The following is a 25914-nucleotide window of genomic DNA, read 5'->3' as shown; positions in this document are numbered from 1 at the left end:
CTTTTATTTGTATAAGCAAAAGTCTGCCACTACTATAAGTGGCGGGATAAATACGAGGTTGGCTTTCAAATTAGAGGGAGTTCAAACTCCCTGTACCTGGAACCACGTTATTGATACAAAAAGATTTGCTGAGTCAAGTTAAGCTTCGGTAGATGGTAGAGGGGCATAGGACGGAAATGGCTGCAAATCTGAATACCTGCCTCCTGTGGGCATAAGTCCGAAAAAATTCGACGTTAACGGTGAAAAAGTAGAAGCTTTCCACTAGAAGATGTACAGCGATGTGTTTGATCGGAAAAGTCTTTTTCAACTAAAAGCTGATAACCTTTTTCTTTTGCAAGCTTGTCATTCTCTGCTTCAAATTCCTCATCTAGCATTTTCTTACCAGATCGTTCGAAGGCTGTTAATCGATAAAATGGCATGAATGCTTCCTCCTCGCTTTTTCCTTATATTCATTTTCACATAAATTGAGGTATGTGGGAAGACCTAAAAAATCAGGCCGCTATCGCCTATATTAATATATAAGAATAATATTTTAAGTACTTCCGTAGTTGCCTGGAAGGACGAATCAAGAGCAACATCAAATTAGCACCTGACTACAATTGAAGATACTGTCTTCCGGAAAATAATAAAATGTACTGATATTTTCCCATCCAATATAGCTAATAAACCTTGAAATTTGAATACTAACACACTCATTTAACCTCCATCTCCTAATTTAAAGCGCAAAACTTGCTATAAGAAGGAGTTATTTTGTATAATAGTAGAACGTACATTCGTTAATTAGAGGTGAATTGCCATTGAAAGAGATAACGTTTATCCATACTGCTGATTTGCATCTAGATAGCCCTTTCCTAGGTCTATCACATTTGTCTAAAGATCTTTATTCGCGCATTCAAGAGAGTACATTTACGGCTTTTAAAAAAGTAATTGACACAGCTCTTGATCGGGATGTTGATTTTCTTATTATTGTAGGAGATTTATTCGATGGAGAAGACCGAAGTATAAAAGCACAGGCTCGACTGCGCAAGCAGCTTGAACGTTTACAAGCAAAGGATATTGCCGTTTTTATTTCGCATGGAAATCATGATCATCTAAGCGGGAATTGGCTTACACTTGATTTTCCCGCTAATACATATGTGTTTGGGGAACGAGTAGAAATGATCCCTTATAAAACAAAAAGCGGTATTACGGTCCACCTTTACGGGTTTAGTTACCCGGAGCGCCACGTCATGGATCGGAAAGTCATTGATTATGAAAAGCTTGCTGGGGCTGATCTCCATATCGGTTTACTGCACGGACAAAACGAAGGTGAAAAGTCACAGCATCATCCATATGCTCCCTTTTCTATTAATGAATTACAGCAAAAAGGGATGGATTATTGGGCGCTTGGGCATATTCACAAGACACAGATATTACACACTGATCCACCGATAATTTATCCAGGTAATATTCAAGGAAGACATCGAAATGAGACAGGGAAAAAAGGGTGCTATGAAGTTAAGCTCTCCTTACAGGGCGAGTGTCAATGGGAATTTATTGAGACGGCAGATATTCGATGGGAGTCATGTTTAATTGAGCTTCAGCAAAGTGTTTCCCTAACCGAGCTTTATACGTATTGTTTGAAAGAACTGCAAGCTCAATCTCAATACGATTGGCAAGGGAAATTGCTTGAAATTAAGATTTTGAATGCTGAGTATGTTTCTGAAGAAGTGAAGCAAAAGTTTGAAAACGGGGAATTCCTCGAAATGTTACAAGATCAGGTTGTGGATGAGCGAAAATTCGTTTGGCCTTATGCAGTTACACTAGAAATGAAGCGTACTAATGTGAAAAATATCGAATACAATGAAAGTTTTTTAAAGATGATTGATCAGTCAGCGGACACATTAGTTCATTCACAGGCATTTGATGAAGCAATCTCTGGATTGTTTTCCCATAAATACGGAAGCCGTTATGTCGAGCCACTTAATGAGAGTGAGAAAGAAGTATTAAGTGATGAGGCCATCGCGCTTGTCATTCAGCAGCTTGAAAAATAAAAAGGGGGAGAAAAGGTGAAACTGAAAAGTTTGCATATATATGGCTACGGGAAACTGATTGATTTCCATATTCATAACCTCTCCTCTTTACAACTTTTTTATGGAGAAAATGAAGCTGGAAAGTCGACAATTATGTCTTTCATCCATAGCATATTATTTGGTTTTCCTTCAAGGCAACAATCTATCAAAAGATATGAGCCTAAAAATCATTCAGCTTACGGAGGGCAAATTATCGCTTATTTTCCATCCTATGGTGATGTTACTATTGAACGAGTTAAAGGGAAATCGGCTGGCGATGTGACCGTTATTTTACAAGATGGGACGGTCGGAAAGGAGCCATTGCTTGCGAAACTACTAGACGGTCTGGATCGGATTATGTACGAAAGCATTTTTTCTTTTAACCTCCAAGCGATTCAAGAGGTGCAAGGGTTAAAAGAAAACGATATTGGACGCTATTTAGTAGCTGCTGGGACAATCGGAACGGATGTGTTATTTCATGCAGAAGAGCAATTGCAAAAGGAACAAGATCTATTGTTTAAGCCGGGAGGGCGAAAACCGAAATTGAATGAACGCATCCAGGAAATCCGTGCTCTGGAAAATGAGTTAAAATTGGCCAAGCAGCAAAATGCGGAATATGAAACACTTGTTAAGCAAGAAGGGACGATAAGGAATCAAATAACGGAAATTGAAATCAGGATAACTGCCACGCGCGCTGAACTTGTAAAGGTCGATGAGTTATTAAAAAGTTGGCCTTTGCTCATTGAAAAAAAAGAAATACAAAGGCGCTTAAATGAACAAGGAAGCTTAGATTTTCCGATTGATGGACTTTCAAGATTCGAAAAATATAAAGAACAATTAATTGCCATTACAAGTAGGCAACAAGCGTTAAAAGAAAGACGTAGGCAGACGATGGAGCAAATGGCTTCCTATATGCCGCTTGAAGCAAGTGAAACAATGGTTAGTAAAGCTGAACAACTCATTTCTGAGTGGCCACGCTATGAGCAACTGCTGGATGAGATGACAACAATGGATCAAAACGTAGTAGAACTTGAGAATCAAGCACATTTCATTAGCCGGGAGCTCCATTTTTCGAAAGAGGATTGGGGGGAGCTAGACCAGCTTAATCTTGGAATGGAAATGAAGGGCCGGATAAAAGATGCACTTCAAAGAGTAATGAACCTTCAATCTCGCAGTGAGGAACTTTTATTAGAGCAAGAACTCGTGAAAAAGGATCAACTAACGATTGAGCAAAAATGTCAAGAGATCGAGGAGTCGATGCTTCCAGAGTCTAAGTTTCAACAACTGCAAAATGAGGAGAAACGCTGGAAATCAACAGAACAGCTTTCGTTTGAGCAAAAGCGTTTGGAAACAGAGTTGGCAGCATTATTTGACAAAAAACAGAATGAGAAGCAAACGAGGGAAAGCACATACGTATGGGGTGGCGGCATTCTTCTTATTTGTACAATCATGTTGATTTGGAGTATTAGTTCATCCGAGTGGATCATGGCTGTTTTTTCTCTTACCGTGATCGCCTATTCAATTTTTAATGGTCGTAAAGTGATTGCAGGAAAAGCGCGATTGGCTATTATAAAAGAAATCGAGCAGATTCAAAGTCAGTTACATGTTATTAAGGATCAATTATCTGATCGGAAATTAAAAGAGAATTATGTATCCAATCAATACAAGCAACAGATAAAACTAAGAGATGAATGGAAGAAATGGGTGATCCACCTTGAGCAAGTAGAACAACGCCTAGCCGAGTTAGAAAAGCAGCAAACATCCATAAGCCAGAAAAAAAGCGAAGTTCATCTGGAACTTTATGCGATCAAAGATGCCTTACATTTGCAAAAAGAGCTTTCTATCCAACGCATGGAAGACGCCTTTGAGTTATTAAAGGAGCTTATCCAATTGTTGGAAAGTAAAAAGAATTTGGAAGAAAAGCTTAGGATGAAAAGGGAACAATATCATCAATGGCTTGCGGAAGTCTATGGATTTATAAAAGAAATCGGCTTAGAAAACATCGAACATGAAAAAATGGCTTATTTTCATTTAAAAGAGTTTGTAAATGGAGAGATGGAAAAACAACTTAGACATAAAGAATACATGACGAAGCTTTCTGAGATAGATGATGATTTGTTGCCCCTTCATAAACAAATTGTAACATTGAACGATGAGCTAAATGAGTTACATGAGCGAGCTGCCACGACTGATGAGGAACAGTATCGATTAAAAGCACAACAATATGCCGAGCAGAAAAAGTTAATAGAAAGGCTTGAGTTGCTTGAAGCAAGTCTTACTAATGGTGTGAACGAGTTTGCCTCATCATTTCAAAATGAACTAGAAATAAATAAACATAGAAAGCTAATTGCGGAAAAGCTTGAAGGGGATGAATCAAGACTTTATGTACTCCGCAATCAAGATGCGAGCATTCGCCATCAAATATTCGTTTTAGAAGAAGGTGGAACGTACACAGAAAAGCTGCATCGATTCCATCAATTAAAATCTATTTTTAACGAGGAAGCAAAGCAATGGGCGAAGTTTGCTTTAGCTAAACAAATTTTAACATTAACAATGAACATATATAAAGAAGAGCGTTTTCCAAAAGTAATGAAGAAAGCACAACAGTATTTTTCTTTATTAACTTCAGGAAAATATATACGGCTAGTAATGGATCAAGAGGGAAAGCTTATGGTCGAAAGAAAAGATCGTCTCATGTTTTATCCTGGTGAGCTCAGTCAAGGAACTGGTGAGCAATTATATATTTCTTTAAGATTCGCCCTTGTTGATGTACTGTTTGATGATTATCCTTTTCCAGTGATGATCGATGACGGTTTTGTTAATTTCGATAAAGAGAGAACGGAAAAAGTGTTAAAGTTGATTTCAACGACAAGTAAAAAAAATCAAGTTTTATTTTTTACTTGTCATAGCCATATTCGAGATTATTTTGTAAAAGATGAAATTATTGATCTGCCACGGAAGACTCAATTAGATCAAGTAGAGCAGCTTTGAATATGTTATGATATTGATAAAGATTGCTAGGAATCGGAGGCGTTTTTATGTCAAAAGAGCTTTTGGAACATGAAGTAGGAGAGCAGGTGAATCTTTTTTTACTCGTGAAAAGCGCGATAAAAGGAATCGCTAGTAATGGAAAACCGTTTTTAACCGTTATTTTGCAAGATCGTTCAGGGGATATTGAGGCAAAGCTTTGGGATGTATCTGATGAAGAGGTAAAGATGTATCAGCCTGAGACTGTTGTTCGGGTTGCCGGGGAAGTACATAATTACCGTGGAAGGCTTCAGCTTAAAATAAGACAAATTCGGCCAACCAACCATCAAGATAATGTGCAAATCGCTGATTTATTGGAAAAAGCGCCAATTAGTAAAGAAACGATATCAAATAAGCTTACCCAATATATTTTTGAAATGAAAAATCCCAATATCCAACGAATTACGCGCCATTTAGTTAAAAAGCATTATGAAAGCTTTTTAGAGTTTCCAGCAGCGACAAAAAACCATCATGAATTTGTATCAGGACTTGGTTATCATGTTGTGTCGATGCTTGATTTAGCTAAAGTAATTGCTGAGCTTTATCCATCGCTTGATCGTGATCTTTTGTTTGCCGGTATTATTCTTCATGATTTGGGGAAAGTGAAAGAATTATCTGGCCCAGTCGCAACAACCTATACAATTGAAGGAAATTTGCTCGGGCATATTACGATCACTGTTAATGAAATTGCGATGGCTGCTGAGGAACTAGGTATCCAAGGGGAAGAAGTCGTCGTCTTACAACATTTAGTTTTAAGTCATCATGGGAAATTGGAATGGGGAAGCCCAAAACAGCCAATGATCAAGGAAGCGGAAATTTTACATATGATTGATAATATTGATGCAAAAATGAATATGCTTGATCGTGCAATGAAACGTGTAAAACCTGGTGAGTTTTCTGAACGAATTTTTCCACTTGATAATCGTATGTTTTATAAGCCTACATTTCATTCTTAATGCCATCATTTTGATGGCATTTTTTATTGTCTAAAACATATAGTGTAGTAATTGGACAAGCAGATGGGAGGAAGAAGATGATGAGTCTGCCGTTTTGGGTATATTTTGTCATTGTCGGTATTTTCGCAAGTGCGTTCATGACAATAAAAACTGCGAAAGAAGACAGAGAGTTGGAGAGGGAATGGATTGAAAAAGAAGGGGAAGTCTACGTGGAACGAATGAGAAAGGAAAAGGAACGCAGAAAACAAGTCGAAGAAATTGGATGAATAGGTAACCTAATGGGTAAGAGAAACGAAGGGGAATATTAGTCCTTTTAAAAGTATGGCCGACCATATTAGCATCCCCAGCCCTTGAGACCTGTATGCTTCTTAAGGGCTGGAGCTAATAATACCGACTGGAAACCATTATTCGATTAGAATGAAGGGGAAGGTAATTTTCCGCCCAATTTAAGAATGCACCGATGATTTACAAGCCAGATCTTCGCAAAAACAAGCGACAGTACCGGGAATACAAGCCAGATCTCCACAAATACAAGCCACTTTACCGAAAGTACAAGCCATCCGCTCACACATCCCTTTTAAGGCGAAAGATTTAGCAAAAATACAAAACAGTAGCCATGAAATTACTTCTCGGCTACTGTAATTAGTTATTTTGTTTCTTCCGTTTTATCTTCTTTTTCTGTGTCATCCTTGCTTTCTGTATCAGTATCTGCTGGATCATCAGCTAATAGAAGGTCAAACGTTGTTTTCAAGTCTTTGTCTTCCACTTTAATTTTTGCCTTTTTAATTTCCTCTTTTAATGCTTTTTGAATCGCAGTTGCATCAAGTCTTGACGATTTTAGCTCTTCTTCAAGCTCTGCTTTCATTTCTTCAAAAGGTTTCTTTTCCTCTTTTTCTGTTACTTCAATAATATGCCAACCAAAAGAGGATTGGACTGGAGCACTGACTTCATTTACATCAAGTTCAAAAGCTGCATCTCTAAACTGCGGATCAATCCCAGATTCATCGGATGCAATAAAACCAATGTCGCCACCGTTTTCATTAGCTACCGTATCCGTTGAATATTCATTGGCCAATTCTACAAAATCGCCGCCTTCATCCAATTTCGCTTTGACCTCTTTAGCTGTATCTTCATCTTCAACTAAAATATGACGAACTTTAATTTTCGGCTGTTTAGTATCGTAATACTCTTTTAATTCGTCCTCACTAATTGTAATATCCTTTGTTGCTGCTTTATTAACGAGTTGATTTAATTTCATCGTTTGACGAAGTTCATTTTCATCTTTAAATTGGTTTTGCATTAAGAAAAACTCAAATTGGGCACCATACTCAGACTTCAGATCATCAACCATTGAATCAATTTCTTTTTCATCGACTTTATATTCCTTAGAAAGAACTTTTTCAAAGACAAGTTGCTGGAGTACTTGCTCACCATATTTATCTTTTAATGCTTCATATAGTTCTTCTTTTGAAATATTTCCTGCTTCCGTTTTGACAACTGCTTCATTGTTACCGCAAGCAGCAAGCCCGATGACCCCAACGGTTAATGAAAGGGACAAAATCCACTTCTTCATCATATACAACTCCCTGTGATTGATCTTTTGTTTGTTAAGAGGATGTTCAAAAGTCTGGTTAAAATGACAAATTGTTTGTAAGCTTGGGGCGAAATCAACGCACATCTTGTCCTTTTTTCCTTCTTTTTGAAGCCACACTCAAAGCTCATAAAACTTACTATATCATATTTTAAGTCGGAACAAAACAATTTATGAAATCGCTAAAAAATAGGCGTTTGATTCAGCCAACCCGCCCGATAAAGACATATGCTGTATCGAAAGAGAAAAAGGAGGTCGTCAAAATGGGTTTTGCAGATTGCTCTGGATTTGCGTTGCTTGTAGTTCTATTTATTTTGCTGATCATCGTAGGGTCGGCATACCTTTGCTAAAAAAATATGAAATAATCTAGGCAAAAATCCTAACACAAAATAAAAGATGGAATAGGATAAAAAGTAAGAATTAGAGGAGGTGTTGTAAATGAGTGGAGGCATTGGATACGGCGGAGGCTTTGCTTTAATCGTTGTATTGTTCATTTTGTTGATTATCGTAGGTGCATCTTGGCTTTACTAATATATAGCTGGCAATGAAAAGGCGGATTCATTTCGGAATCCGCCTTTTTCTGCGGTGAGATCACGTATAAACAATTTCTATATAAGAAGAAAAGAGTAAGATCGTAATTAAAATATTGATCGTCCGAAATAATTTAGGCTGACGTTCTTCGGGGATTTCTCTAACGACACAAAGTGTATTTGTAAGATTATTAAATATGTATAATATAAAAATAGCAAAAAATATAAAAATGGAGATCAATACGCATCCTCTCCCTTCATCTCCCAGTAATATTACGATAGCAAATTTTTCAAAAAAAAGATAGAAGAATACATCCAAAAAAGAAAAGTCAGTAGCAAGGCCCAGACGATTTTTCACGACTGGGCCATGATGGTCAATCTTCATTGACTAATATTTCATACCCGTCTTCGCTCTCTTCAATTAAAGCATGTTTCGGCGAAGAGAATAATGCTTTTACATAAAAAATATCGACAGCACTCATTCCAATATGGTAAGCAAGTAATATCGTTATATAATGAATATATTGCGGTATTAAAAAAGCTAAACCTAAAAGGCCGGAATTAATAATAATAAATGGAAATAAAAGTGCAATTAAAAATTGCCTTTTGGGAATAGGGCTAGAGATTCTTACGTTAATAATCGGCAATATATAGAAATACATATCAATCGAAAATTTAATATGTTCATAATACTTTGCGATCGGTATTAAATGAAATAATTTATGAATCGGGTAAAGGATGGCCATTGCACAGAGAAAAATAAAAAAATTATGGTCCTTTAATGGTTCCGTAGCAATGATTTGCATTGGAACGTATAACATGATAAAAACAAACAGTGTAATCAAAGTGGAAATAGTAAAGCGTCGATAAAAATAATATCTTTTATCAATGTGAAATGATTTCCAACAATGCATGAAAAATTGCCTCCAATAGTAACACAAATATTAGTTTCAATTCTCATACTTTACGACGAAAATGCTGTAAAAGCAATAGGTAAATTCATCTTTTTTTACATCGTTTAAATGGCAAAAGGAAAAAGAGAAAAGACCTAGAATATATAATAAATGGGAGATAATGAAAAATGGGGATGGATAGATTGAATATTATTTTAGAAAGACTAGCAAGGCTTGAATATCATCAAAAACTATTGTTAAATATGATGCCTAATAAAGGATATGAATTCGATCAGCTCATTATCAAAAAAAATTTAAATGAAAAAGAAGTAATTGCTTTTCATAAACTTTGTGAAGAGATGATCAAGGAGAAGGAGAAAGAAAAAGCGGATCATTACGTATATCATACGCCGCTTTTCAGGGATTTCGTTCATCGACTTAATCCGAAATTAAATGTAGAAGAGGTGATCGATGCATGCATAAAACAAAACATGTATGTAGATTTAATGCGTGTGTTTCAAAAAAACATTTAAAAAAGACTAGTCGTTACACAGCACTCTCTACATTGGCTTTTTTTATTTTTCCGTCTATTTCTAGAAAGTCTGTTTCAATATTATGAAATGATTTTTCGAAAATTTCCATGAAGTCATCTCCATAAATATTTCGAACAATCGCCATTAATTCAATTGCTTCTGGAAATTTACCGTATAATTGCCGCAATGGAAGAGCACCTTGGAAGACGGAGTTGTTTTCTGGTTCATAATCTTCCATTATTTCTAACAATAAATCTTCACCTGCTCCAGTTAATTTTACGTACGTATTACGCTTATCGTTTTCCTTTTTTGAAAACTGTAATAAACCTCGCGTTTCAAGCCTTTTTGAAAAATTAAAAGCAGTTGATACATGCATCACACCAAATTTCGCAATGTCAGAAATAGAAGCACCATTTAAATGGTAAGCAATCCATAATATATGGTGCTCATTAATATTTAAATGATATGGCTTAATCCAATTTTGCCAATCCTTTTCAATCGATTTCCAAATTGCTTTGCTAAGCTGAGCCATACGTTGGCTAAAGATCATCGATTCGATTAATGAATAATGTTTTTCCCCCATAATATCTCCTCTCCTTTTTATTGTTATGTATCATTATGCCAATAAAACAAAAATTAATAAAGATGTAAATTAACAAAATTTTAAATTAATTTAGAAAGCGGTTACAAAAAAGTCATATTTGAACCTTTCAATTGAAACTCCTTAAAGAGAAAAACAAAGGCATTTCGCCTTTGTTTAATGCTGTGCTTTATTATCTTGAAGCTTTTGTTCTAATTGGGCAATCGTTTGCTGAATTTCCTTCATTTCATCTTGCAATGCGTTTTTATTTGATTCAATGTCTTGCTGCCATTCTTCGACAGCCAGTTTTACATCGCCGGCAAGTTCTTTTATGATTTCTTTACCTTCTTTTGATAATTTTGCGACCGATTCTTTAATATCCAACGCATCTTCTTTTATATCATTAGCCACTCTGATCCAATCATTTTTTGAATCTTTAATTTGCCCGCGGAGCTCTTTTCCAGATGAAGGAGCTGTTAATAAAGCAGCAGCTGCGCCAACAGCACTTCCTATAAAAACTCCTAATGCGAATGCTTTAGTATTCAATGTGTATCACCTCAACTTCATAGTCTCTATTCTATCCTTTTCTACAAAAAATAAAAAAATCCTGCATTAAACTTTACCCGCTCACAATCATGCTAACCTTTTTTTGTGCATAAGATGAAAGAAAAGGAGTAGCAAAACTGAGGTGAGCGCATATGAAAGGGATCATAACTGTTATTTTTTTTCTCGCTGCACTCCTGCTGGCAGGGATGCTACATTATGTAGCGTCACAACGGAGACCTGGTATTTACCCTCCTAAAAAGATTTTAAAGCAAAGAGCGATGACACTTGGAGGTGCGGGCTTTATCTGTTTAGTCATCGGGGTGCTGATTGCTCTATCGATAAAATAAAGAAGAACCTGGTTTTCCAGGTTCTTCTTTGGTTAAGCTGCTTGTTCAAGTAAATTCGTTCTCTTTAATACCGTCTTAACAACTGGGTAAATGATGAAAATTAATACACTGTTTAGCAATGCTGCTGGAAGAACCGCTACTGAAATCAATCCTAGAAGTGTTGCTCCACCTGGTAATTCAAAAAAGATTGCCGCTGATCCCAAGAAAAGGACTCCTGAAACGATTGTGCAAATAGCCGTTAGAATGGTAAGCCCAGCAATATGAGGAATTTTTCTAATGATTAAAAATAACCCGAAAAATACGAATGCTGTAATCGGTTTGTCGATCATGTTTGGAATTTGCCCCATTGGAAAACCAGTCGTCAATGCTGATAAAAGTCCAGTTGCAATCCCTAGAAGCAATACATTTTTCTTTTCAGGAAATAATACAATCCCTAGAAACATCATTGCAAGCAGCATATCTGGTGTAACTCCCATAATCGCTGGCATAATAAAATGAAGTGCTGTACCAATCCCCAGTAGCAATGATAAAACAACAAGTACCCTTGTATTCATTTGTAAATCTCTCCTCTTCTCAACTCATCTATGTTGCTTTCCTGACATGCACTCGTTGCTGCCAGCGAAAGTTTAAGAATATTGTAGCATAGATTGTGAGGAGAAAGAAGGGGATTAATTGATCTTTTGCTGAATCGCTTTTGCCATTGTTTGTAAATCCTCCGTACTATAATCTGCTTGATGGCTAATATATTTCGTGCCAAATCCATCTGTTTCATCATAGCGCGGGATCAGATGCAAATGAAAATGGAAAACAGCCTGTCCGGCAAACGCTCCGTTATTTTGTAACAGGTTCAATCCTTCTGGCTGAAACTCAGTATTAAGCGCACGAGAGATGGCAGGGATGACTTCAAATAATTTTGCCGCTGTTTCTGCTGGCAAATCGTAAATGTTTTCACTATGTACTTTCGGAATGACGAGTGTATGTCCTTTCGTAATTTGACTAATATCAAGAAACGCTACGACATCATCATTTTCGAATACTTTAGCCGCTGGTAATTCACCATTGACGATTTTACAAAAAATACAATTATCCATAACAAAATCCACCTTCCTTATTTATACATAGACATCGTACCATATCGATAAAGAAAGTGAAAAACGTGCAGGGGTTTTTATGGAAAAACCCTGCACGTTGAAGGGATTAGCGGGTACATTGGAAAGTTTCTTTATTTGCCATCACGGCAAACGTTAAAGAAAAATCCGATTCTTCATGATCATGCCCAATGCAATCATCTCCCCTGTCATGTTTGTCAAGTTTGATAATCGATGTCCATGTTCAATGTTCATCGTGGCTTTCCGCTTCTACTGCCGATTTCTGTCTTCGACAATCACCCCAGTTTCGCTTTGGTCATGATCGAATGATCATGAGTGAAATGTACGATTTTCCTTGATCATGCCCAATGCAATCATCTCCCTTGTCATGTTTGTCAAGATTGATAATCGATGTCCATGTCAATGTTCATCGTGCTTTCCGCTTCTACTGCCGATTCCTGTCTTCGACAACCACCCCAGTTTCGCTGTTGCCCCGCTCCTTCACTAACTATGATGTCCGCTTTTTTAGAAATATATAAAGGTAATTTCATCCAATGATCAGTGTACGCATTACACTTTTTTGGTACAATAGCATGTATGGAAGTCTGAAAGAAGAAAGGGCGTTTATGATGTCTTTATTAGAAGTAAAAAACGTAACAGGCGGGTATACAAAAAAGCCTGTATTAAAAGATATTTCATTTTCCTTAAAAGCGGGTGAGATGATCGGTCTGATTGGCCTGAATGGAGCTGGAAAAAGTACTACGATTAAGCATATTATTGGCTTGATGGAGGAACGAAAGGGGCAAATTACGATCAATGGCCTGTCATTAAAAAAGGCTCCAGAGGAATATCGTAAACAATTTTCATTTGTACCAGAAACTCCGATTTTATATGAAGAACTTACATTGGAAGAGCATTTGAAATTAGCTGCGATGGCATACGGACTTTCAGAAAAAAAGTTTGAAGAAAGAATTGGACCACTTTTAAAAGAATTTCGGCTAGATAAAAAATTAAAATGGTTTCCTTCGCATTTTTCAAAAGGAATGAAGCAGAAAGTAATGATTATGTGTGCGTTTCTTATTGAGCCGCCTTTATACATTATTGATGAACCGTTTGTCGGGCTTGACCCGTTGGCGATTCAATCCTTACTTGAATTAATGGGAAGAATGAAGAAAGATGGGGCAGGCATTTTAATGTCTACACATATTTTAGCAACGGCTGAGCGTTATTGCGATGGCTTTATCATTTTACATAATGGGGAAATAAGGGCACAAGGCTCACTAATGGAGCTACAACAACAATTTAATATGCCGAATGCAACATTGGATGATATTTATTTGCAGCTGACAAAGGAAGAAGAGATCGATGATGCAGATTAATCAGTTATGGCAAGAAAGAGTTCAATCATTTATTAAAGAACTGCGCCGTTATTTTAAATATATGTTTAATGATCATTTGCTCTTTGTTCTTATCTTTGGGGGCGGTGCGGCAATATATTATTATTCGGAATGGGTAAAGACGCTTGATTCTGGGTTCCCGGTAGGTATTTTGATGGCGGCGGTACTAGCGATATTCCTTGCTGCAAGTCCGATTCAAACCCTTTTAAAAGAAGCTGACATCGTTTTTTTATTGCCGTTAGAGGTAAAGCTTGAGACGTATTTTAAAAAAGGGAAGAGACTAAGTTTTATTACGCAAGCATACATTATTTTACTCGTGCTCGCTGCGTTCATGCCGATGTATGCGCAAGTAACGGGAAAAGGATTTAAGCCATTTTTTCTATTCCTGGCGATTGCGCTCATTGTGAAATATTGGAACATAATTTTGCATTGGTACATGTTAAAAATGAATGATCGCGCAATCTGGCTGTATGATTGGCTGATCCGCTATTTATTTAGCGCACTGCTCATGTATTTTATCATTGTAGAAGCCTCGTTTTGGTATATTGGTGTCGTCGTCATTTTAATGGCTGCATTTACGGTTTATTTTCGGGAATTGGTAAAAAAGAAGCCGATCCAATGGGAACTATTAATCGATAAAGAACAAGGGAGAATGCAGGCATTTTACCGAACAGCTAATATGTTTACCGACGTCCCACATTTAAAAGGACAAGTAAAAAGAAGAAAGTGGCTTGATTTTATTTTTGCGCGAATTCCGTACGGAAGTGATCAAACGTATCGATTTTTATTTGCAAGGACACTCGTTCGCACGAGTGAGTTTTCTGGATTAATCATAAGACTTTCACTGATTGCAGCAGGATTATTGCTTTTTTATGGAAATATCTATTTCTCTGTTGCGATTTCATTATTATTCATTTATTTAACCGGTTTCCAACTAATGCCGATGCTTCGCAAACATAATTGGACGATTTGGACACAGTTATATCCGATTGCTGCAACGCAGAAAAGAATTGCTTTTCTCTCACTGCTCGTTAAAGTATTAATTGGTCAAGCGATATTATTTGGTGTTTGTGCAGCGATAGGAGGGGACTTCATCCAAGGTGTAATCGTTGGGGGAGTGGCGATTGTATTTGCTCTCGTATTTGCAAAGATGTATGCGCCTGGGAGAATTACGAAGTTTGAGGGGAAAGTTTAAGCGGATATGGATTATATGAGAATGGTGGTGAAAAAATTTCACCACCATTTTCTTTATTGTGAATTTAACGCAGCCAAGCCCAGTGTTTTCGCAGCGATAAGCAGAGATTTTTCGTTTATATCAAATTTTGGATGGTGATGTGGATATGTTTTTTCGACGTTGTCTGGTTTCGCTCCTGTAAAGAAAAAGGTTCCATTCACGTGCTGCAAGTAGTAAGCAAAATCTTCTCCACCCATTTGTGGTTTTCCCTCAGCGACTGTATCAATCTCAGTTACTTCTTTGGCGCATGTAACAAGAAAGTCTGTTTCCTTTTCATGGTTGACAACAGCTGGATAGCCTCGATCATAGTTATATTCATACTGACAGCCTGCCGCTAAGCATGTCCCTTTTATAACTCTCTCAATTTCATCTTCCATAAAACCTCTCACATCTTCACTAAACGTTCTGACTGTCCCAATTAATGTCGCCCTATCAGCAATAACATTAAAAGCATTGTCAGAGATAAATGAGCCGATCGATAAAACAGCGGAGTCAATCGGGTCAACTTTTCTGCTCACAATTTGTTGCAAGTTCATAATGAGCTGTGCACCGATGACAATTGCATCTTTTGTTTTATGCGGCTGTGCACCGTGTCCGCCATAGCCTTTAATCGTAATTTCAAAGCGGTCAGCGGCAGCCATAATCGGCCCTTTTCGATATTCCACTGTCCCATATGGCGTATCTGCCCATAGATGTGTTCCGTAGATGACATCGACACCGTCAAGACAGCCAGCTTCGATCATCGCTATCGCTCCACCTGGCGCGTATTCTTCCGCATGCTGGTGAATGAGTACATACTCTCCGGCGAGTCCGTTCCGCATTTCATGAAGCACTTTTCCGAGAATGAGCAGTATCGCCGTATGCCCATCATGGCCGCATGCATGCATCACACCTGGCACGAGTGATCGAAAGGGCAAATTTGTTTCTTCATGAATCGGTAATGCATCAAAATCAGCACGTAAAGCAACTGTTTTTCCAGGTTTCCGGCCTTTAATTTTCGCTACTACACCATTTCCGCCAACACCACTTTTTACTTCCACACCAAGTTGTTTATAAAAATTTTCGATATAGGCGGCTGTTTTGAATTCTTTAAATGAGAGTTCGGGATTTTGATGCAAATATCGGCGAATTTCAATCATTTCATTATTGTATTTTTCCAATCGTTCAAAAAGCTGCTGCTTCACTTGAACACCACCCCTAAAGTTCGTTATGAACCCATTATACCAATTTTTAAAAAAAAGAAGACTGCCTAACAATAGGCAGCCGCAATGTCAGTCTTCGAAAAACTCGATTTCTTCATCATCTACGTAGAAGGTAGATAAAAAGCTAGGTCCTGAAAGTACGCTTTTACTGACGGTCACATGGTCAAGCATACCGGAATTTTTCCATTCATCAAGCTCTGATTCCTTTTGCCACATCGTCATGACAATATACGTATCGGTTGTAAGTGGACGGAGGACACGCAATGCAATAAATCCTTGTTTATGAATGAGCATCTTGCTTAGATTTTTTATTTCATATTCAAAAATTGGCCGCCCCTCATCGCTAATTGCTAAGTGATTGCTGGCGACGAAGCCATGAGCAGAAAGCTTACCTGCTGAATCAATCACCTCATATTTGCGCGGTGATTGAAAAATACTCGGTCCCGGGGTCTCATGCCATAATTGACAAGTAAGACTTTGCATTAAATACATTTGTTCTTCATAGTGTTTTACTTCAAATTTTTTCAAATAATGATACGTCCCAGAAGTAATATATGTGAACACTAGAACCCCCCCTTTTTTGTTATCTTACCACAGAAAAAATTATTTCAAACCTGTTACAAATTCAATGGCAAAGCTGAAATTGTGCATAAGACGTGAACAATATATCGAGAAAAAAAGGACAAATTTATGACAAGCGCTACATCTGTCTATACTTACATAAAGAAAACAACTATATTAAGGAAGAATTCATTGATTCGATTTCTTGTTAGAAAAAGTTTATTATAAAGAATGGTATATATTTTTTTAAAAAAGGTAAGAGGCGGGGAGTCTTAAATTTCCTGCCCTATCTATAAATGAAAGGCGGACTACTTAAATGAATAAAATTTTGAATGATACATTTTTAAGAGCAGCGAGGGGAGAGCAGACCGATCATGTACCTGTTTGGTATATGAGGCAAGCGGGCAGATCTCAACCAGAATATCGCAAAATTAAGGAAAAATATTCGCTATTTGAGATTACTCACCGTCCGGATATTTGTGCTTATGTGACTCGCCTTCCGGTAGAGAACTATAATGTCGATGCGGCCATTTTGTATAAAGACATTATGACTCCACTTCCGGCACTTGGTGTGAATGTAGAAATTGTTGGCGGAGTTGGACCGGTGATTGATAATCCGATTCGTTCAACAGCAGATGTCGAGAAGCTAGGTGAGTTGAATCCAGAAGAAGACATTCCATACGTACTAGAAACAATTAAATTATTAACAGAAGAACAGTTAACCGTGCCATTAATTGGTTTCGGAGGGGCGCCATTTACATTAGCTAGCTATATGATCGAAGGTGGCCCATCGAAAAACTATCATAAAACGAAGGCATTCATGTATTCAGAGCCGGAATCATGGGCGGCGTTAATGAATAAATTAGCGGATATGACGATTGTCTATTTGAAAGCACAAATTAAAGCAGGCGCTAGTGCAATTCAGTTGTTCGACTCTTGGGTCGGTGCGTTAAGCAGAGTGGACTATCAAGCGTTTATTAAACCATATATGAATCGAATTTTTACGGAAATGCGCAAGGAGCAAGTTCCTCTCATTATGCACGGAGTCGGCGCGAGCCACCTCGTTCTTGAATGGAACGATTTGCCGTTAGACGTTGTTGGGCTTGACTGGAGATTGCCGATTGCTGATGCAAGGAAATTAGGTGTAACGAAAGCGGTCCAAGGAAATCTTGATCCAGCTGTCCTCATTTCCAATTGGGAAACGGTAGAAGAACGAGCTAAGACTATTATTGATCAAGGAATTGAAAAGCCAGGCTTTATTTTCAATCTTGGGCACGGGGTTTTCCCAGATGTAAAACCGGAAATGCTAAAAAGATTGACATCATTTATTCATGAATATAGTGCAGAAAAATTAAAACAGCAGTAATTTTTCTTAAAGGAGTGTTTTGTTTTGGCTAAAAAGAAAATGGGGCTATTAGTAATGGCCTATGGAACTCCGTATCACGAAGATGATATTGAACGATATTACACACATATTCGACATGGACGAGCGCCGTCAAAGGAAGCTCTTGAAGATTTGCAAGAAAGATATAAAGCGATTGGTGGGATTTCTCCGCTCGCTAAAATTACAGAAAACCAAGCATACGGTTTACAAGATCGCTTGAATGAAGTTCAAGATGAGGTTGAGTTCGTTGCGTATATCGGGTTAAAGCATATTGAACCGTTCATTGAAGATGCTGTTGAAAAAATGCATAAAGATGGGATAACGGAAGCTGTATCAATTGTTCTTGCTCCGCATTTTTCAACGTTTAGTGTAAAATCATACAATGGGCGTGCACAAGAAGAAGCGGAAAAACTTGGCGGCTTAAAGATTACATCGATTGAAAGCTGGTATAAAGAACCGAAATTTATTGATTTCTGGGCGGATGAAGTGAAAGAAGTGTACGCGAAAATGCCGGAAGAAGAGCGACAAGCGGCATGTCTAATTGTATCGGCACATAGTTTACCGGAAAAAATCCTTCAATACGGTGACCCATATGCCGATCAGTTACAAGAGACAGCCGATTTAATTGCTGAGCAGGCAGGCATTACAGAGTATGCTGTTGGTTGGCAAAGTGAAGGAAATACGCCGGAGCCGTGGATTGGCCCTGATGTTCAAGATTTAACCCGTGATTTATATAATGAAAAAGGCTATAAAGCATTTGTCTACATTCCTGTCGGCTTTGTATCGACACATCTTGAAGTGCTTTATGATAATGATTATGAATGCAAAGTGGTGACAGATGAAGTAGGAGCGACTTATTATCGTCCAGCAATGCCGGATGCACAGCCAGCGTTTCTTGAGGCAATGGCGAACGTCGTTCTGAAACATTTACGTAAACAAGATTAAAAAGAAGGCGATGAAATTTTGGGTAGTAAGAAAAAGATTGTTGTGATCGGCGGTGGAATAACCGGTCTAACGGCAATGTATTATTTGCAAAAGTCAGTCCGAGAGCAGGAATTGCCTGTTGAGCTTACACTAGTGGAAGCAAGTCATAAACTTGGTGGAAAAATCCAAACGGAGTATGTCGATGGCTTTGTTATTGAAAGAGGGCCAGATTCTTTTTTAGAAAGAAAAAAAAGTGCTTCTGAACTTGCCAAGGAAGTAGGTTTAGGGGACCAACTCGTGAATAACCATGCTGGAAAAGCGTATGTGCTTGTTAGAGATAGGCTTCATCCAATGCCAGAAGGTGCAGTCATGGGAGTTCCGACGAAAATAGGACCATTTATCACAACAAACTTATTCTCTGTACAAGGGAAAATGAGGGCGGCTTGCGATCTCGTTATGCCTCGATCTAAAAATGAAGAAGATCAATCACTCGGTCATTTTTTCAGAAGACGTTTAGGTGATGAAGTGGTAGAAAATTTAATCGAGCCATTATTGTCAGGAATATATGCGGGCGATATTGACCAACTTAGTTTAATGTCAACATTCCCACAATTTTACCAAGTTGAGCGTGATCATCGGAGCTTAATTTTTGGCATGAAGAAGACGACGCCAAATGCATCGAAACATCGTTTATCAGGAAAAACGCAAGGGAAATTTCTTACATTAACAGGCGGTTTGCAAACGTTAGTTGATGCCATTGAGGAGAAGTTAGAGCCAGGCTCCATCATGAAAGGAACCCGTGTTTTATCGATCGACAAAGCACCTTTGCAAAGAGGATACGAAATTAAACTAAACAATGAAGAGACGATGTATGCCGATAGCGTAGTTGTTGCCTTGCCGCATTTGGCGCTTACAGAGATGTTTCCAAATGAAGAGTGTTTGGACAGCTACAAACGAATGCCAGCAACCTCAGTTGCAACCGTAGCGATGGCTTTTGACGCAAAAGATATTGATAATCAGCTTGATGGAACAGGCTTTGTCGTTTCAAGAAATAGTGATTACACGATCACAGCATGTACGTGGACACATAAAAAATGGCCACACACAACACCAGAAGGAAAAGTGCTGTTAAGAAGCTATGTCGGGAGAGCGAGTGAAGAAACCGTCGTCGATTTACCAGATGCGGAAATTGAACAAATTGTATTAGATGATTTGCGGGAAACAATGAATATTACTGCGAAACCAAATTTTACAATGATTACACGCTGGAAAAATGCAATGCCGCAATATACAGTTGGTCATAAGCAAAGGGTCGAGGAAATGAAGGCTAGTATGAGTGAAGCAATGCCGGGAATTTTTATTGCAGGTAGCTCATTTGAAGGCCTTGGCCTTCCAGATTGTATTGATCAAGGAAAAGTGGCGGTCGAAGAAGTTTTACAATACATTAAATAAACAAAGCAAAAAGCAGTCGCTCGTCCGACTGCTTTTTGCTTTGTTTGGCTTATATAATGGTGCAAGTGGCTTGTAAATCCGAATGATTGGCTTGTATATTTGTGCAAGTGGCTTGTAAATCCGAATGATTGGCTTGTATAATGGTGCAAGTGGCTTGTAAATCCGAATGATTGGCTTGTATCTAGGCAAGTGGCTCGTAAATCCGAATGATTGGCTTGTATAATGGTGCAAGTGGCTCGAAAATCCGAATGAGTGGCTTGTATATTTGTGCAAGTGGCTTGTAAATCCGAGTAAGTGGCTTGTATCTAGGCAAGTGGCTCGTAAATCCGAGTAAGTGGCTCGTAAATTCGAGTAAGTGGCTTGTATCTAGGCAAAAGGCTCATAAATCTGAATGACTTGCTCATAACTACTTTCAAGATGGCACGAAAAAAGCTTGGCATTAGACGTAAAGGAAAAAATCCAAGTCGAATAAAGGGAAACGCAGAAGTGGGCTTTGAACCCCGCTTCTGCGTTTTATTGTTTTAATGCTGATTTCATATCTTTCAAGATTTGTTTGAATGGTACGTCTTGATACCCGTTGTACTGTGAAATAATTTCACCTTTTTTATTAATTAAATAAAAGTCAAACATATGGACAACGAAATCATCATCTCTAGATTTTTTAATAACAGTTTTAAAGTTTTTTGGTCCCCAATCTTCAATTTCTTCTTGAGTATAACCGGTTAGAAAATGCCAATTGGAAAAATCAGCTCCGAAGGATTCACCGTATTTTTTTAATACTTCTGGTTTATCAATTTCTGGGTCTATGCTGAATGAAACAAACTGAACATCTTTAAGACCGGCATCGATCACATCTTGTTGGACTTCACTCATATGTAATGTCATCATCGGGCATTCTGTTGGGCAGTACGTGTAAATAAATGTAGCTAATGAAACTTTTCCTTTTAAATCTTCAAGACCGAAAGATTTCCCTTCTTGGTCAATATAATTAAAATCTTGGATTGGTCTACCGCTACTGCTCGTTGAAGAACAAGCGCTTAACAATAGAACAAATGAAAGAAGAAGAAATAATGAAATTTTTCGCAAATGATAAACCTCCTAAAACTGTACGATGTATTTATTATAGCCGATAAAATCGTACTTTAGGACGCTTACAGACATTGTTCGGAAAATATCCAAATATGAAATTCTGATGAAAACCTAGTTGCAAGTGAAATAAAATCAAATTAAAGTGATATCTATTTACAATTCTCGATATAGGTATTATTATGTAGATAATTATTCGTTATTAAGAACCGAAAAAGGAAGAAATTTAATCTTTTATCGGGATTTTGATCGAAAAATGGGTCGTTTTTAAAAATATACAAGCATGATTACAGTTGTAGGAGGGTGAGGGAATGATTGGGGCACGAATCCGCCATATTAGGATGGCGAAAGGAATGACATTAGCAGAACTTTCCAATAAAACTGGATTAGCGAAAGCGTACTTAACGATTATTGAAACAAACCTTCATAGTAATCCAACAAATGAGTACATTGAAAAAATTGCAAATGCTTTAGAGGTAGAGTTGGGCGTATTACTCGTCGATATATCTAAAATAAGCGATGAAGCTGAGAATATAGCTGACCAATTTGCAGAAATCCGTCAATGTGTAATAAAAATGACAGATCTTCAATTGGAGGAGATGAAAGATTTTATTGAATTTATTATATGGAGAAGAGCAAAGGAGGATAAACGACTAAAACAGTGCTAAAATAGTACTGTTTTTTCACTTTTCTTAATAGTAGATTGACATTCGAAGTGAACGTGCTTAAAATAGGGAAAATGCTTATGCTAAACTAGATTGATAGGGGGGAGCTGCATGTTTGTTCATAAAATCGATGACGAGATATATTTGAAACTAATTGAAGTACAGGATGCAGAGCATGTTTTTCAATTGACGAATAAGTCGAGAAAATATTTAAAAGAGTGGCTTCCTTGGCTTGATACGATGGTGACCGTTAAAGATACAAAAAAGTTTATTAAATTTACTTTAAAGGGCTATTCGGAAAACAAAAGCATGAATACGGTCATTTTATATAAAGGAGAAATTGTCGGGATTGCCGGTTTTAACGAAATCGATTGGTCCAATCGGATCGCCTATATTGGTTACTGGCTTGGTGAGGGGTATCAAGGAAAAGGGATTATGACAAGGGTTGCAGCCGGATTAACGAATTATGCTTTTGAAGAATTACACCTGAACCGGGTGGACATTCGGGCAGCGGTAACAAATGTTAAAAGTAGAGCGATTCCCGAACGATTAGGCTTCACATATGAAGGATGCATTAGAGAAGCTGAATGGCTATACAATCATTACGTTGATCACGCAGTGTACGGGATGCTTGCGTCGGAATGGGTAAAGAGTCAAAGCACTAATTAGAGTCTGCTTCGGCTCTTTTTTTCCATTTAAATTTGCTTGCGAAAGCTTTTAATTTTTCAATGATATGTATCCTTCTTTCTACTTTTCCAAAGAGACTTCGGTTAACGAAGTAATAAATGCATTCTTCAAAAAGAGCAAATACAATAAGGGGAGCTAAAATAATGAGCAGCCAGTTGGACATACATATTCTCCTCTCTATCACTTTTAATTATCTATATGAATAAAAAAGTTATTCATAACTAAGTATGGTAATTTCTTTTACCCATAAAATAAGTAGAGTGAAACATTAGCTTGGTTAGCAGGACATGAAAACGGGTTAAAAAATATATATGCATGGAATATATACGTTTGAATAAATCATTCAGTTAATCGCTTATTTCCGTTTTGAGCGGATACGGCTTCAGCCTTCACTACAATCAGTTGAAGGATGTAAAATTATCACTTCCCCTATATAGAACAAGGAGACTTTCTCATGAAACATAATAAAAAATGGTTTCGAATGTGGAAAATTCTATATTTCGCTTTTTCCGTCTTAATGAGAGTGTACTGGTATCGAATTTCAAGAAAGTCAGAGGAGAAAAGAGAGCAGCTTTGGGAAAAAATTGGCCAGGACTTTCGGCAAACTCTATTTGAACTGGAAGGATTATTAATAAAAGTAGGTCAGTTTTTAAGTATTCGCAGCGATGTATTTCCAACTTCTTTTATCGAGCAAATTCAGGACTTAGTTGATCATGTACCACCTTCATCATGGGAAGAAGTGCAAGTCGTTTTAGAATCAGAATGGGGCGGGACGATCGAAGATAAGCTTCAAAGCATTGATCCGAATGTCGTTGCTTCTGCTTCGATTGGTGAAGTATATCAAGGGAAGTTAAAAGACGGCACCATCGTAGCGATCAAAGTTCAAAGACCAACCATTGGAAAAATCATGAAAACGGATTTTCGCTCGTTAGCGATCATCATCTGGTTTGTTCACCATTTTGTCCGAATCCCTAGAAATTTTATCCATTTTAAATTATTATTTAAGGAATTAAAAATGGTTATCGAACGCGAATTAGATTATAAAAAGGAAATGGAAACGATCGATCATTTTCGTCACCGCTTTCAACAATTTCCTAAATTAATTATTCCAAAAGTTTATCATGAATTATGTACATCAAAAGTTTTAGTGATGGAATGGGTGAGTGGCACTCGAATTACAGATATTGAATACTTAGAAAAAAACAAGATTGATCGAGAAGAATTATCTGAACGATTATTTCGTCTTTTTATTTCGCAATGGTTGGAAGCTGGGATATTTCATGCAGATCCACATGCAGGTAATGTCATGGTAAAGGAAGATGGAACGATTGTCCTGCTTGATTTTGGAATGGTCGGAGAAATATCCAAAAAAGATGCAACAGATTTTCAAGAGTTGCTTGAGGCGGTCGTCTTGAAAAATTATGCGAAGGCGGCGAAGATCATTATTGATCTAGGTTTTTTATTACCTGAGGCAAATCGAAAAATGATCGCCAATTTGCTAAAAGACGCCCTTGCCTTTGATCTTTCTCAACTAAAGGGGATGGATCTCTTTATTATAAAAAAAGAGATTAATGAATTAATAAAATCACTTCCAGTTCAAGTTCCTACCCGATTTATTTTCCTAGGACGCTCTTTCGTCACAATCGAGGGAATGCTGCATATTATTAGTCCGAATCAAGAGCTATTGGAAATAGCCCGATCGGCTTTTATGTATTGGCTTAAACAAGGGAATCACAGCAAATGGCGCTTATTAGCTAGATGGGTAAATGCTCAGCCACTATTTCAATTTTTCCATACGATGGCAGATCTAGCTGAAGTCCCACAAATGTATTTATCATTAAAAGAAACGATGCAACAGCGCGAATTTTTCTTCGCATTGTATGAAAATAGAAAAAAACAAATGTCCCTTTTCATTGCCGTTGGACTGATTGGAAGTTTATTTGGGCTATATATGAATCAATTGATTGTTCTTGACATATCTGCTGGGGTCGCTGGAATTTCATTTATTCACTACGTTGTTTGTATGAATAAACAAAGAAAATGGTTAAAAAGCATAGAGAAGAAATAGACGGATCGTAGACTTACGCTAATAATTCACTTTGTTTTAACCTAATGATGATCATAGTGTAAAATGACATATGAACTTTATATAGAAAGAAGGAAATATTTGTGATTGTACAATCAGAATCGGAACTACTTGCCTTAAAGGAGATTGGAGAAATCGTTGGAATGATCCGCGATGAAATGGTACAGCAAACAAAGCCGGGGATTACGACAAAGGAACTTGATGAAATCGCAGGTCAATTATTTGAAAAATACGGTGCGATTTCTGGTCCGAAAGGGGAATATGATTTTCCAGGCTATACATGTATTAGTGTAAACGAGGAAGTAGCACACGGCATTCCTGGAGAGCGCGTCATTCAAGAAGGAGATTTAGTGAATATCGATGTATCTGGATCCAAAGAAGGATATTTTGCAGATACTGGTCTTTCCTTTGTTGTCGGTGAAGGAGATCCGGTGTTGTATGAGCTTTGTGAAGTGGCAAAGAAAGCATTTGATGCGGGATTAGCGAAGCTTAAAGTCGGCTCGAAAAAGAGCGGAATTGGAAAAGCAGTATTTAATACAGCCAAACAAAATGGGTTTACTGTTATTAAAAATCTAACCGGGCATGGGGTTGGACGCTCCTTACATGAAGCACCTAATCATATTTTGAATTATTACGATCCGTGGGACAAGGAAATACTCCGTGATGGCATGGTTATTGCATTTGAACCATTTGTTTCTACGAACGATGAGGAAGTGTATGAAAAGGAAGATGGCTGGACGTTTGCAACAAGAAACAATAGTTTTGTTGCACAAATAGAACATACAGTTGTTATTACAAAAAATGGCCCGATCATTACAACGTTATAATCGGAGTGAGTGTATCGACAACTCCTGTCGACGCACTCACTTTTTCATTTAATAATCAATTTCTTCATAATCCTTTGGTTGATGAACGGGTTGTTTCGTAAAAATCATCGACAGACTGTCTCATTTCATCTTTTTCTTTAATTGACTGCTTTTCAGCTTGTTTTCGACGATTATTCATCGATTCCCATCCTTTCTACTTGGTCTATCCATTACTATTTGTTGATTTCTCTGTTTCAATCATTATTTTGTAAAAAGTAAGTGAAAATA

The 25914-nt window shown here is 37.5% G+C and carries 30 protein-coding genes; 17 read left to right on the top strand and 13 right to left on the bottom strand.

All coding sequences use genetic code 11. The features are described from left to right. Nucleotides 1–233: 233 nt before the first annotated feature. Complete coding sequence (locus KHA95_RS21870) at nt 234–419, bottom strand: YhzD family protein (RefSeq protein ID WP_213139696.1); 186 nt, start codon at nt 417–419, stop codon at nt 234–236. 378 nt (nt 420–797) lie between these two features. Between KHA95_RS21870 and KHA95_RS21865 the strand changes: the two genes are divergently transcribed. The 4 genes from KHA95_RS21865 to KHA95_RS21850 all read left to right on the top strand — a co-directional run bounded on the left by KHA95_RS21865 (nt 798) and on the right by KHA95_RS21850 (nt 6300). After that, a complete protein-coding gene (locus KHA95_RS21865; RefSeq protein ID WP_213139695.1) occupies nt 798–2033 on the top strand; it encodes a metallophosphoesterase family protein in 1236 nt (411 codons plus the stop codon). A gap of 15 nt (nt 2034–2048) precedes the next feature. Next, nucleotides 2049–5042 carry an AAA family ATPase gene (locus tag KHA95_RS21860; protein ID WP_213139694.1) on the top strand — a complete coding sequence of 998 codons (2994 nt, stop codon included), beginning with the start codon at nt 2049–2051 and terminating at the stop codon, nt 5040–5042. A 47-nt stretch (nt 5043–5089) separates the two neighbouring features. Then, entirely contained in the window at nt 5090–6034 is a 945-nt protein-coding gene (gene yhaM / locus KHA95_RS21855; protein WP_213139693.1) for a 3'-5' exoribonuclease YhaM, read from the top strand. Between the two features lie 80 nt (nt 6035–6114). After that, nucleotides 6115–6300: a sporulation YhaL family protein gene (locus KHA95_RS21850; protein WP_283248200.1), complete on the top strand. Its 186-nt coding sequence runs from the start codon at nt 6115–6117 to the stop codon at nt 6298–6300. Between the two features lie 380 nt (nt 6301–6680). Here the strand turns inward: KHA95_RS21850 and KHA95_RS21845 are convergent, their stop codons facing one another. Beyond that, nucleotides 6681–7607: a peptidylprolyl isomerase gene (locus tag KHA95_RS21845; protein WP_213139691.1), complete on the bottom strand. Its 927-nt coding sequence runs from the start codon at nt 7605–7607 to the stop codon at nt 6681–6683. A gap of 191 nt (nt 7608–7798) precedes the next feature. Between KHA95_RS21845 and KHA95_RS23435 the strand changes: the two genes are divergently transcribed. Beyond that, nucleotides 7799–7975 (top strand): YjcZ family sporulation protein, encoded by a 177-nt coding sequence (locus KHA95_RS23435; protein WP_481748471.1) that lies wholly within the window; start codon nt 7799–7801, stop codon nt 7973–7975. Nucleotides 7976–8063: 88 nt separating this feature from the next. After that, complete coding sequence (locus tag KHA95_RS21835; RefSeq protein ID WP_213139690.1) at nt 8064–8156, top strand: YjcZ family sporulation protein; 93 nt, start codon at nt 8064–8066, stop codon at nt 8154–8156. A gap of 60 nt (nt 8157–8216) precedes the next feature. On the opposite strand, the gene KHA95_RS23055 is transcribed toward KHA95_RS21835, so the two are convergent. Next, entirely contained in the window at nt 8217–8396 is a 180-nt protein-coding gene (locus KHA95_RS23055) for a hypothetical protein (protein WP_249317188.1), read from the bottom strand. A gap of 133 nt (nt 8397–8529) precedes the next feature. After that, nucleotides 8530–9069, bottom strand: coding sequence for a DUF3267 domain-containing protein (locus KHA95_RS21830; protein WP_213139689.1), 540 nt, complete (start codon nt 9067–9069; stop codon nt 8530–8532). A 167-nt stretch (nt 9070–9236) separates the two neighbouring features. Here KHA95_RS21830 and KHA95_RS21825 point away from each other — a divergent pair, with 167 nt between their 5' ends. Continuing rightward, nucleotides 9237–9581, top strand: coding sequence for a DUF1878 family protein (locus KHA95_RS21825; RefSeq protein WP_249317187.1), 345 nt, complete (start codon nt 9237–9239; stop codon nt 9579–9581). A gap of 13 nt (nt 9582–9594) precedes the next feature. Here the strand turns inward: KHA95_RS21825 and KHA95_RS21820 are convergent, their stop codons facing one another. Beyond that, entirely contained in the window at nt 9595–10164 is a 570-nt protein-coding gene (locus tag KHA95_RS21820) for an HTH-type transcriptional regulator Hpr (protein WP_213139688.1), read from the bottom strand. A gap of 174 nt (nt 10165–10338) precedes the next feature. Beyond that, nucleotides 10339–10707: a YtxH domain-containing protein gene (locus tag KHA95_RS21815; RefSeq protein WP_213139687.1), complete on the bottom strand. Its 369-nt coding sequence runs from the start codon at nt 10705–10707 to the stop codon at nt 10339–10341. Nucleotides 10708–10859: 152 nt separating this feature from the next. Here KHA95_RS21815 and yhzF point away from each other — a divergent pair, with 152 nt between their 5' ends. Further along, complete coding sequence (gene yhzF / locus KHA95_RS21810; RefSeq protein ID WP_213139686.1) at nt 10860–11054, top strand: membrane protein YhzF; 195 nt, start codon at nt 10860–10862, stop codon at nt 11052–11054. A gap of 32 nt (nt 11055–11086) precedes the next feature. Here yhzF and KHA95_RS21805 read toward each other — a convergent pair whose 3' ends face one another. Together KHA95_RS21805 and KHA95_RS21800 are read right to left on the bottom strand one after the other, a co-directional pair. Next, complete coding sequence (locus KHA95_RS21805) at nt 11087–11608, bottom strand: tryptophan transporter (RefSeq protein WP_213139685.1); 522 nt, start codon at nt 11606–11608, stop codon at nt 11087–11089. Between the two features lie 114 nt (nt 11609–11722). Then, nucleotides 11723–12145, bottom strand: a complete 423-nt coding sequence (locus tag KHA95_RS21800) for an HIT family protein (RefSeq protein WP_213139684.1) — start codon at nt 12143–12145, stop codon at nt 11723–11725. Between the two features lie 623 nt (nt 12146–12768). On the opposite strand from KHA95_RS21800, the gene KHA95_RS21795 reads away from it, so the two are divergent. Together KHA95_RS21795 and KHA95_RS21790 are read left to right on the top strand one after the other, a co-directional pair. After that, entirely contained in the window at nt 12769–13521 is a 753-nt protein-coding gene (locus tag KHA95_RS21795) for an ABC transporter ATP-binding protein (protein ID WP_213139743.1), read from the top strand. Next, the gene (locus KHA95_RS21790) at nt 13508–14734 is read left to right on the top strand and encodes an ABC transporter permease (protein ID WP_213139683.1); all 1227 of its coding nucleotides are present in this window, start codon (nt 13508–13510) and stop codon (nt 14732–14734) included. Before KHA95_RS21795 ends, KHA95_RS21790 begins: the two co-directional genes overlap by 14 nt. A gap of 53 nt (nt 14735–14787) precedes the next feature. Here the strand turns inward: KHA95_RS21790 and KHA95_RS21785 are convergent, their stop codons facing one another. Continuing rightward, entirely contained in the window at nt 14788–15957 is a 1170-nt protein-coding gene (locus tag KHA95_RS21785; protein ID WP_349305512.1) for a M20 family metallopeptidase, read from the bottom strand. Between the two features lie 87 nt (nt 15958–16044). After that, nucleotides 16045–16539 carry an antibiotic biosynthesis monooxygenase family protein gene (locus KHA95_RS21780; protein ID WP_213139682.1) on the bottom strand — a complete coding sequence of 165 codons (495 nt, stop codon included), beginning with the start codon at nt 16537–16539 and terminating at the stop codon, nt 16045–16047. Between the two features lie 313 nt (nt 16540–16852). On the opposite strand from KHA95_RS21780, the gene hemE reads away from it, so the two are divergent. The 3 genes from hemE to hemY are packed head-to-tail and all read left to right on the top strand — an operon-like array spanning nt 16853 to nt 20296. Then, entirely contained in the window at nt 16853–17902 is a 1050-nt protein-coding gene (gene hemE, locus KHA95_RS21775; protein ID WP_213139681.1) for a uroporphyrinogen decarboxylase, read from the top strand. A gap of 24 nt (nt 17903–17926) precedes the next feature. Further along, nucleotides 17927–18865: a ferrochelatase gene (gene hemH / locus KHA95_RS21770; RefSeq protein WP_213139680.1), complete on the top strand. Its 939-nt coding sequence runs from the start codon at nt 17927–17929 to the stop codon at nt 18863–18865. A gap of 15 nt (nt 18866–18880) precedes the next feature. Continuing rightward, nucleotides 18881–20296 carry a protoporphyrinogen oxidase gene (gene hemY / locus KHA95_RS21765; protein WP_213139741.1) on the top strand — a complete coding sequence of 472 codons (1416 nt, stop codon included), beginning with the start codon at nt 18881–18883 and terminating at the stop codon, nt 20294–20296. On the opposite strand, the gene KHA95_RS21760 is transcribed toward hemY, so the two are convergent. Next, on the bottom strand, nt 20279–20527 hold the full coding sequence (locus KHA95_RS21760) for a hypothetical protein (protein WP_213139679.1): 249 nt from the start codon (nt 20525–20527) through the stop codon (nt 20279–20281). The genes hemY and KHA95_RS21760 overlap by 18 nt on opposite strands. A 282-nt stretch (nt 20528–20809) precedes the next feature. Continuing rightward, nucleotides 20810–21382, bottom strand: a complete 573-nt coding sequence (locus tag KHA95_RS21755) for an SCO family protein (RefSeq protein ID WP_213139678.1) — start codon at nt 21380–21382, stop codon at nt 20810–20812. Nucleotides 21383–21693: 311 nt separating this feature from the next. On the opposite strand from KHA95_RS21755, the gene KHA95_RS21750 reads away from it, so the two are divergent. Next, nucleotides 21694–22050, top strand: a complete 357-nt coding sequence (locus KHA95_RS21750) for a helix-turn-helix domain-containing protein (RefSeq protein WP_213139677.1) — start codon at nt 21694–21696, stop codon at nt 22048–22050. A gap of 108 nt (nt 22051–22158) precedes the next feature. Next, complete coding sequence (locus KHA95_RS21745) at nt 22159–22716, top strand: GNAT family N-acetyltransferase (RefSeq protein ID WP_213139676.1); 558 nt, start codon at nt 22159–22161, stop codon at nt 22714–22716. Here the strand turns inward: KHA95_RS21745 and KHA95_RS21740 are convergent. Further along, the gene (locus tag KHA95_RS21740) at nt 22709–22897 is read right to left on the bottom strand and encodes a hypothetical protein (RefSeq protein ID WP_213139675.1); all 189 of its coding nucleotides are present in this window, start codon (nt 22895–22897) and stop codon (nt 22709–22711) included. The genes KHA95_RS21745 and KHA95_RS21740 overlap by 8 nt on opposite strands. Nucleotides 22898–23188: 291 nt before the next feature. Here KHA95_RS21740 and KHA95_RS21735 point away from each other — a divergent pair, with 291 nt between their 5' ends. Together KHA95_RS21735 and map are read left to right on the top strand one after the other, a co-directional pair. Beyond that, nucleotides 23189–24802: an ABC1 kinase family protein gene (locus KHA95_RS21735; protein WP_213139674.1), complete on the top strand. Its 1614-nt coding sequence runs from the start codon at nt 23189–23191 to the stop codon at nt 24800–24802. A gap of 101 nt (nt 24803–24903) precedes the next feature. Next, nucleotides 24904–25647, top strand: coding sequence for a type I methionyl aminopeptidase (gene map / locus KHA95_RS21730; RefSeq protein ID WP_213139673.1), 744 nt, complete (start codon nt 24904–24906; stop codon nt 25645–25647). Nucleotides 25648–25914: the final 267 nt, after the last annotated feature.

Origin of the sequence: Bacillus sp. FJAT-50079 (assembly GCF_018343515.1) — a bacterium.
In the GTDB taxonomy this organism is placed as follows: domain Bacteria; phylum Bacillota; class Bacilli; order Bacillales; family Bacillaceae_C; genus Lederbergia.
Note: the sequence above shows the minus strand (reverse complement) of the source record. Positions and strands in the feature narration are given on the sequence as shown.

Excerpts from the sequence above, each read along its gene's own strand:
- KHA95_RS21740 (WP_213139675.1), bottom strand. The coding sequence starts at position 22,897 with ATGTCCAACTGGCTGCTCATTATTTTAGCTCCCCTTATTGTATTTGCT.
- KHA95_RS21835 (WP_213139690.1), top strand. The coding sequence starts at position 8,064 with ATGAGTGGAGGCATTGGATACGGCGGAGGCTTTGCTTTAATCGTTGTA.
- KHA95_RS21745 (WP_213139676.1), top strand. The coding sequence starts at position 22,159 with ATGTTTGTTCATAAAATCGATGACGAGATATATTTGAAACTAATTGAA.
- KHA95_RS21800 (WP_213139684.1), bottom strand. The coding sequence starts at position 12,145 with ATGGATAATTGTATTTTTTGTAAAATCGTCAATGGTGAATTACCAGCG.
- hemE (WP_213139681.1), top strand. The coding sequence starts at position 16,853 with ATGAATAAAATTTTGAATGATACATTTTTAAGAGCAGCGAGGGGAGAG.
- KHA95_RS21825 (WP_249317187.1), top strand. The coding sequence starts at position 9,237 with ATGGGGATGGATAGATTGAATATTATTTTAGAAAGACTAGCAAGGCTT.
- KHA95_RS23435 (WP_481748471.1), top strand. The coding sequence starts at position 7,799 with ATGAAATCGCTAAAAAATAGGCGTTTGATTCAGCCAACCCGCCCGATA.
- KHA95_RS21795 (WP_213139743.1), top strand. The coding sequence starts at position 12,769 with ATGATGTCTTTATTAGAAGTAAAAAACGTAACAGGCGGGTATACAAAA.
- KHA95_RS21805 (WP_213139685.1), bottom strand. The coding sequence starts at position 11,608 with ATGAATACAAGGGTACTTGTTGTTTTATCATTGCTACTGGGGATTGGT.
- KHA95_RS21820 (WP_213139688.1), bottom strand. The coding sequence starts at position 10,164 with ATGGGGGAAAAACATTATTCATTAATCGAATCGATGATCTTTAGCCAA.
- KHA95_RS21850 (WP_283248200.1), top strand. The coding sequence starts at position 6,115 with ATGAGTCTGCCGTTTTGGGTATATTTTGTCATTGTCGGTATTTTCGCA.
- KHA95_RS21750 (WP_213139677.1), top strand. The coding sequence starts at position 21,694 with ATGATTGGGGCACGAATCCGCCATATTAGGATGGCGAAAGGAATGACA.
- yhaM (WP_213139693.1), top strand. The coding sequence starts at position 5,090 with ATGTCAAAAGAGCTTTTGGAACATGAAGTAGGAGAGCAGGTGAATCTT.
- KHA95_RS21790 (WP_213139683.1), top strand. The coding sequence starts at position 13,508 with ATGATGCAGATTAATCAGTTATGGCAAGAAAGAGTTCAATCATTTATT.
- KHA95_RS21870 (WP_213139696.1), bottom strand. The coding sequence starts at position 419 with ATGCCATTTTATCGATTAACAGCCTTCGAACGATCTGGTAAGAAAATG.
- yhzF (WP_213139686.1), top strand. The coding sequence starts at position 10,860 with ATGAAAGGGATCATAACTGTTATTTTTTTTCTCGCTGCACTCCTGCTG.
- KHA95_RS21830 (WP_213139689.1), bottom strand. The coding sequence starts at position 9,069 with ATGCATTGTTGGAAATCATTTCACATTGATAAAAGATATTATTTTTAT.
- KHA95_RS21735 (WP_213139674.1), top strand. The coding sequence starts at position 23,189 with ATGAAACATAATAAAAAATGGTTTCGAATGTGGAAAATTCTATATTTC.
- KHA95_RS21845 (WP_213139691.1), bottom strand. The coding sequence starts at position 7,607 with ATGAAGAAGTGGATTTTGTCCCTTTCATTAACCGTTGGGGTCATCGGG.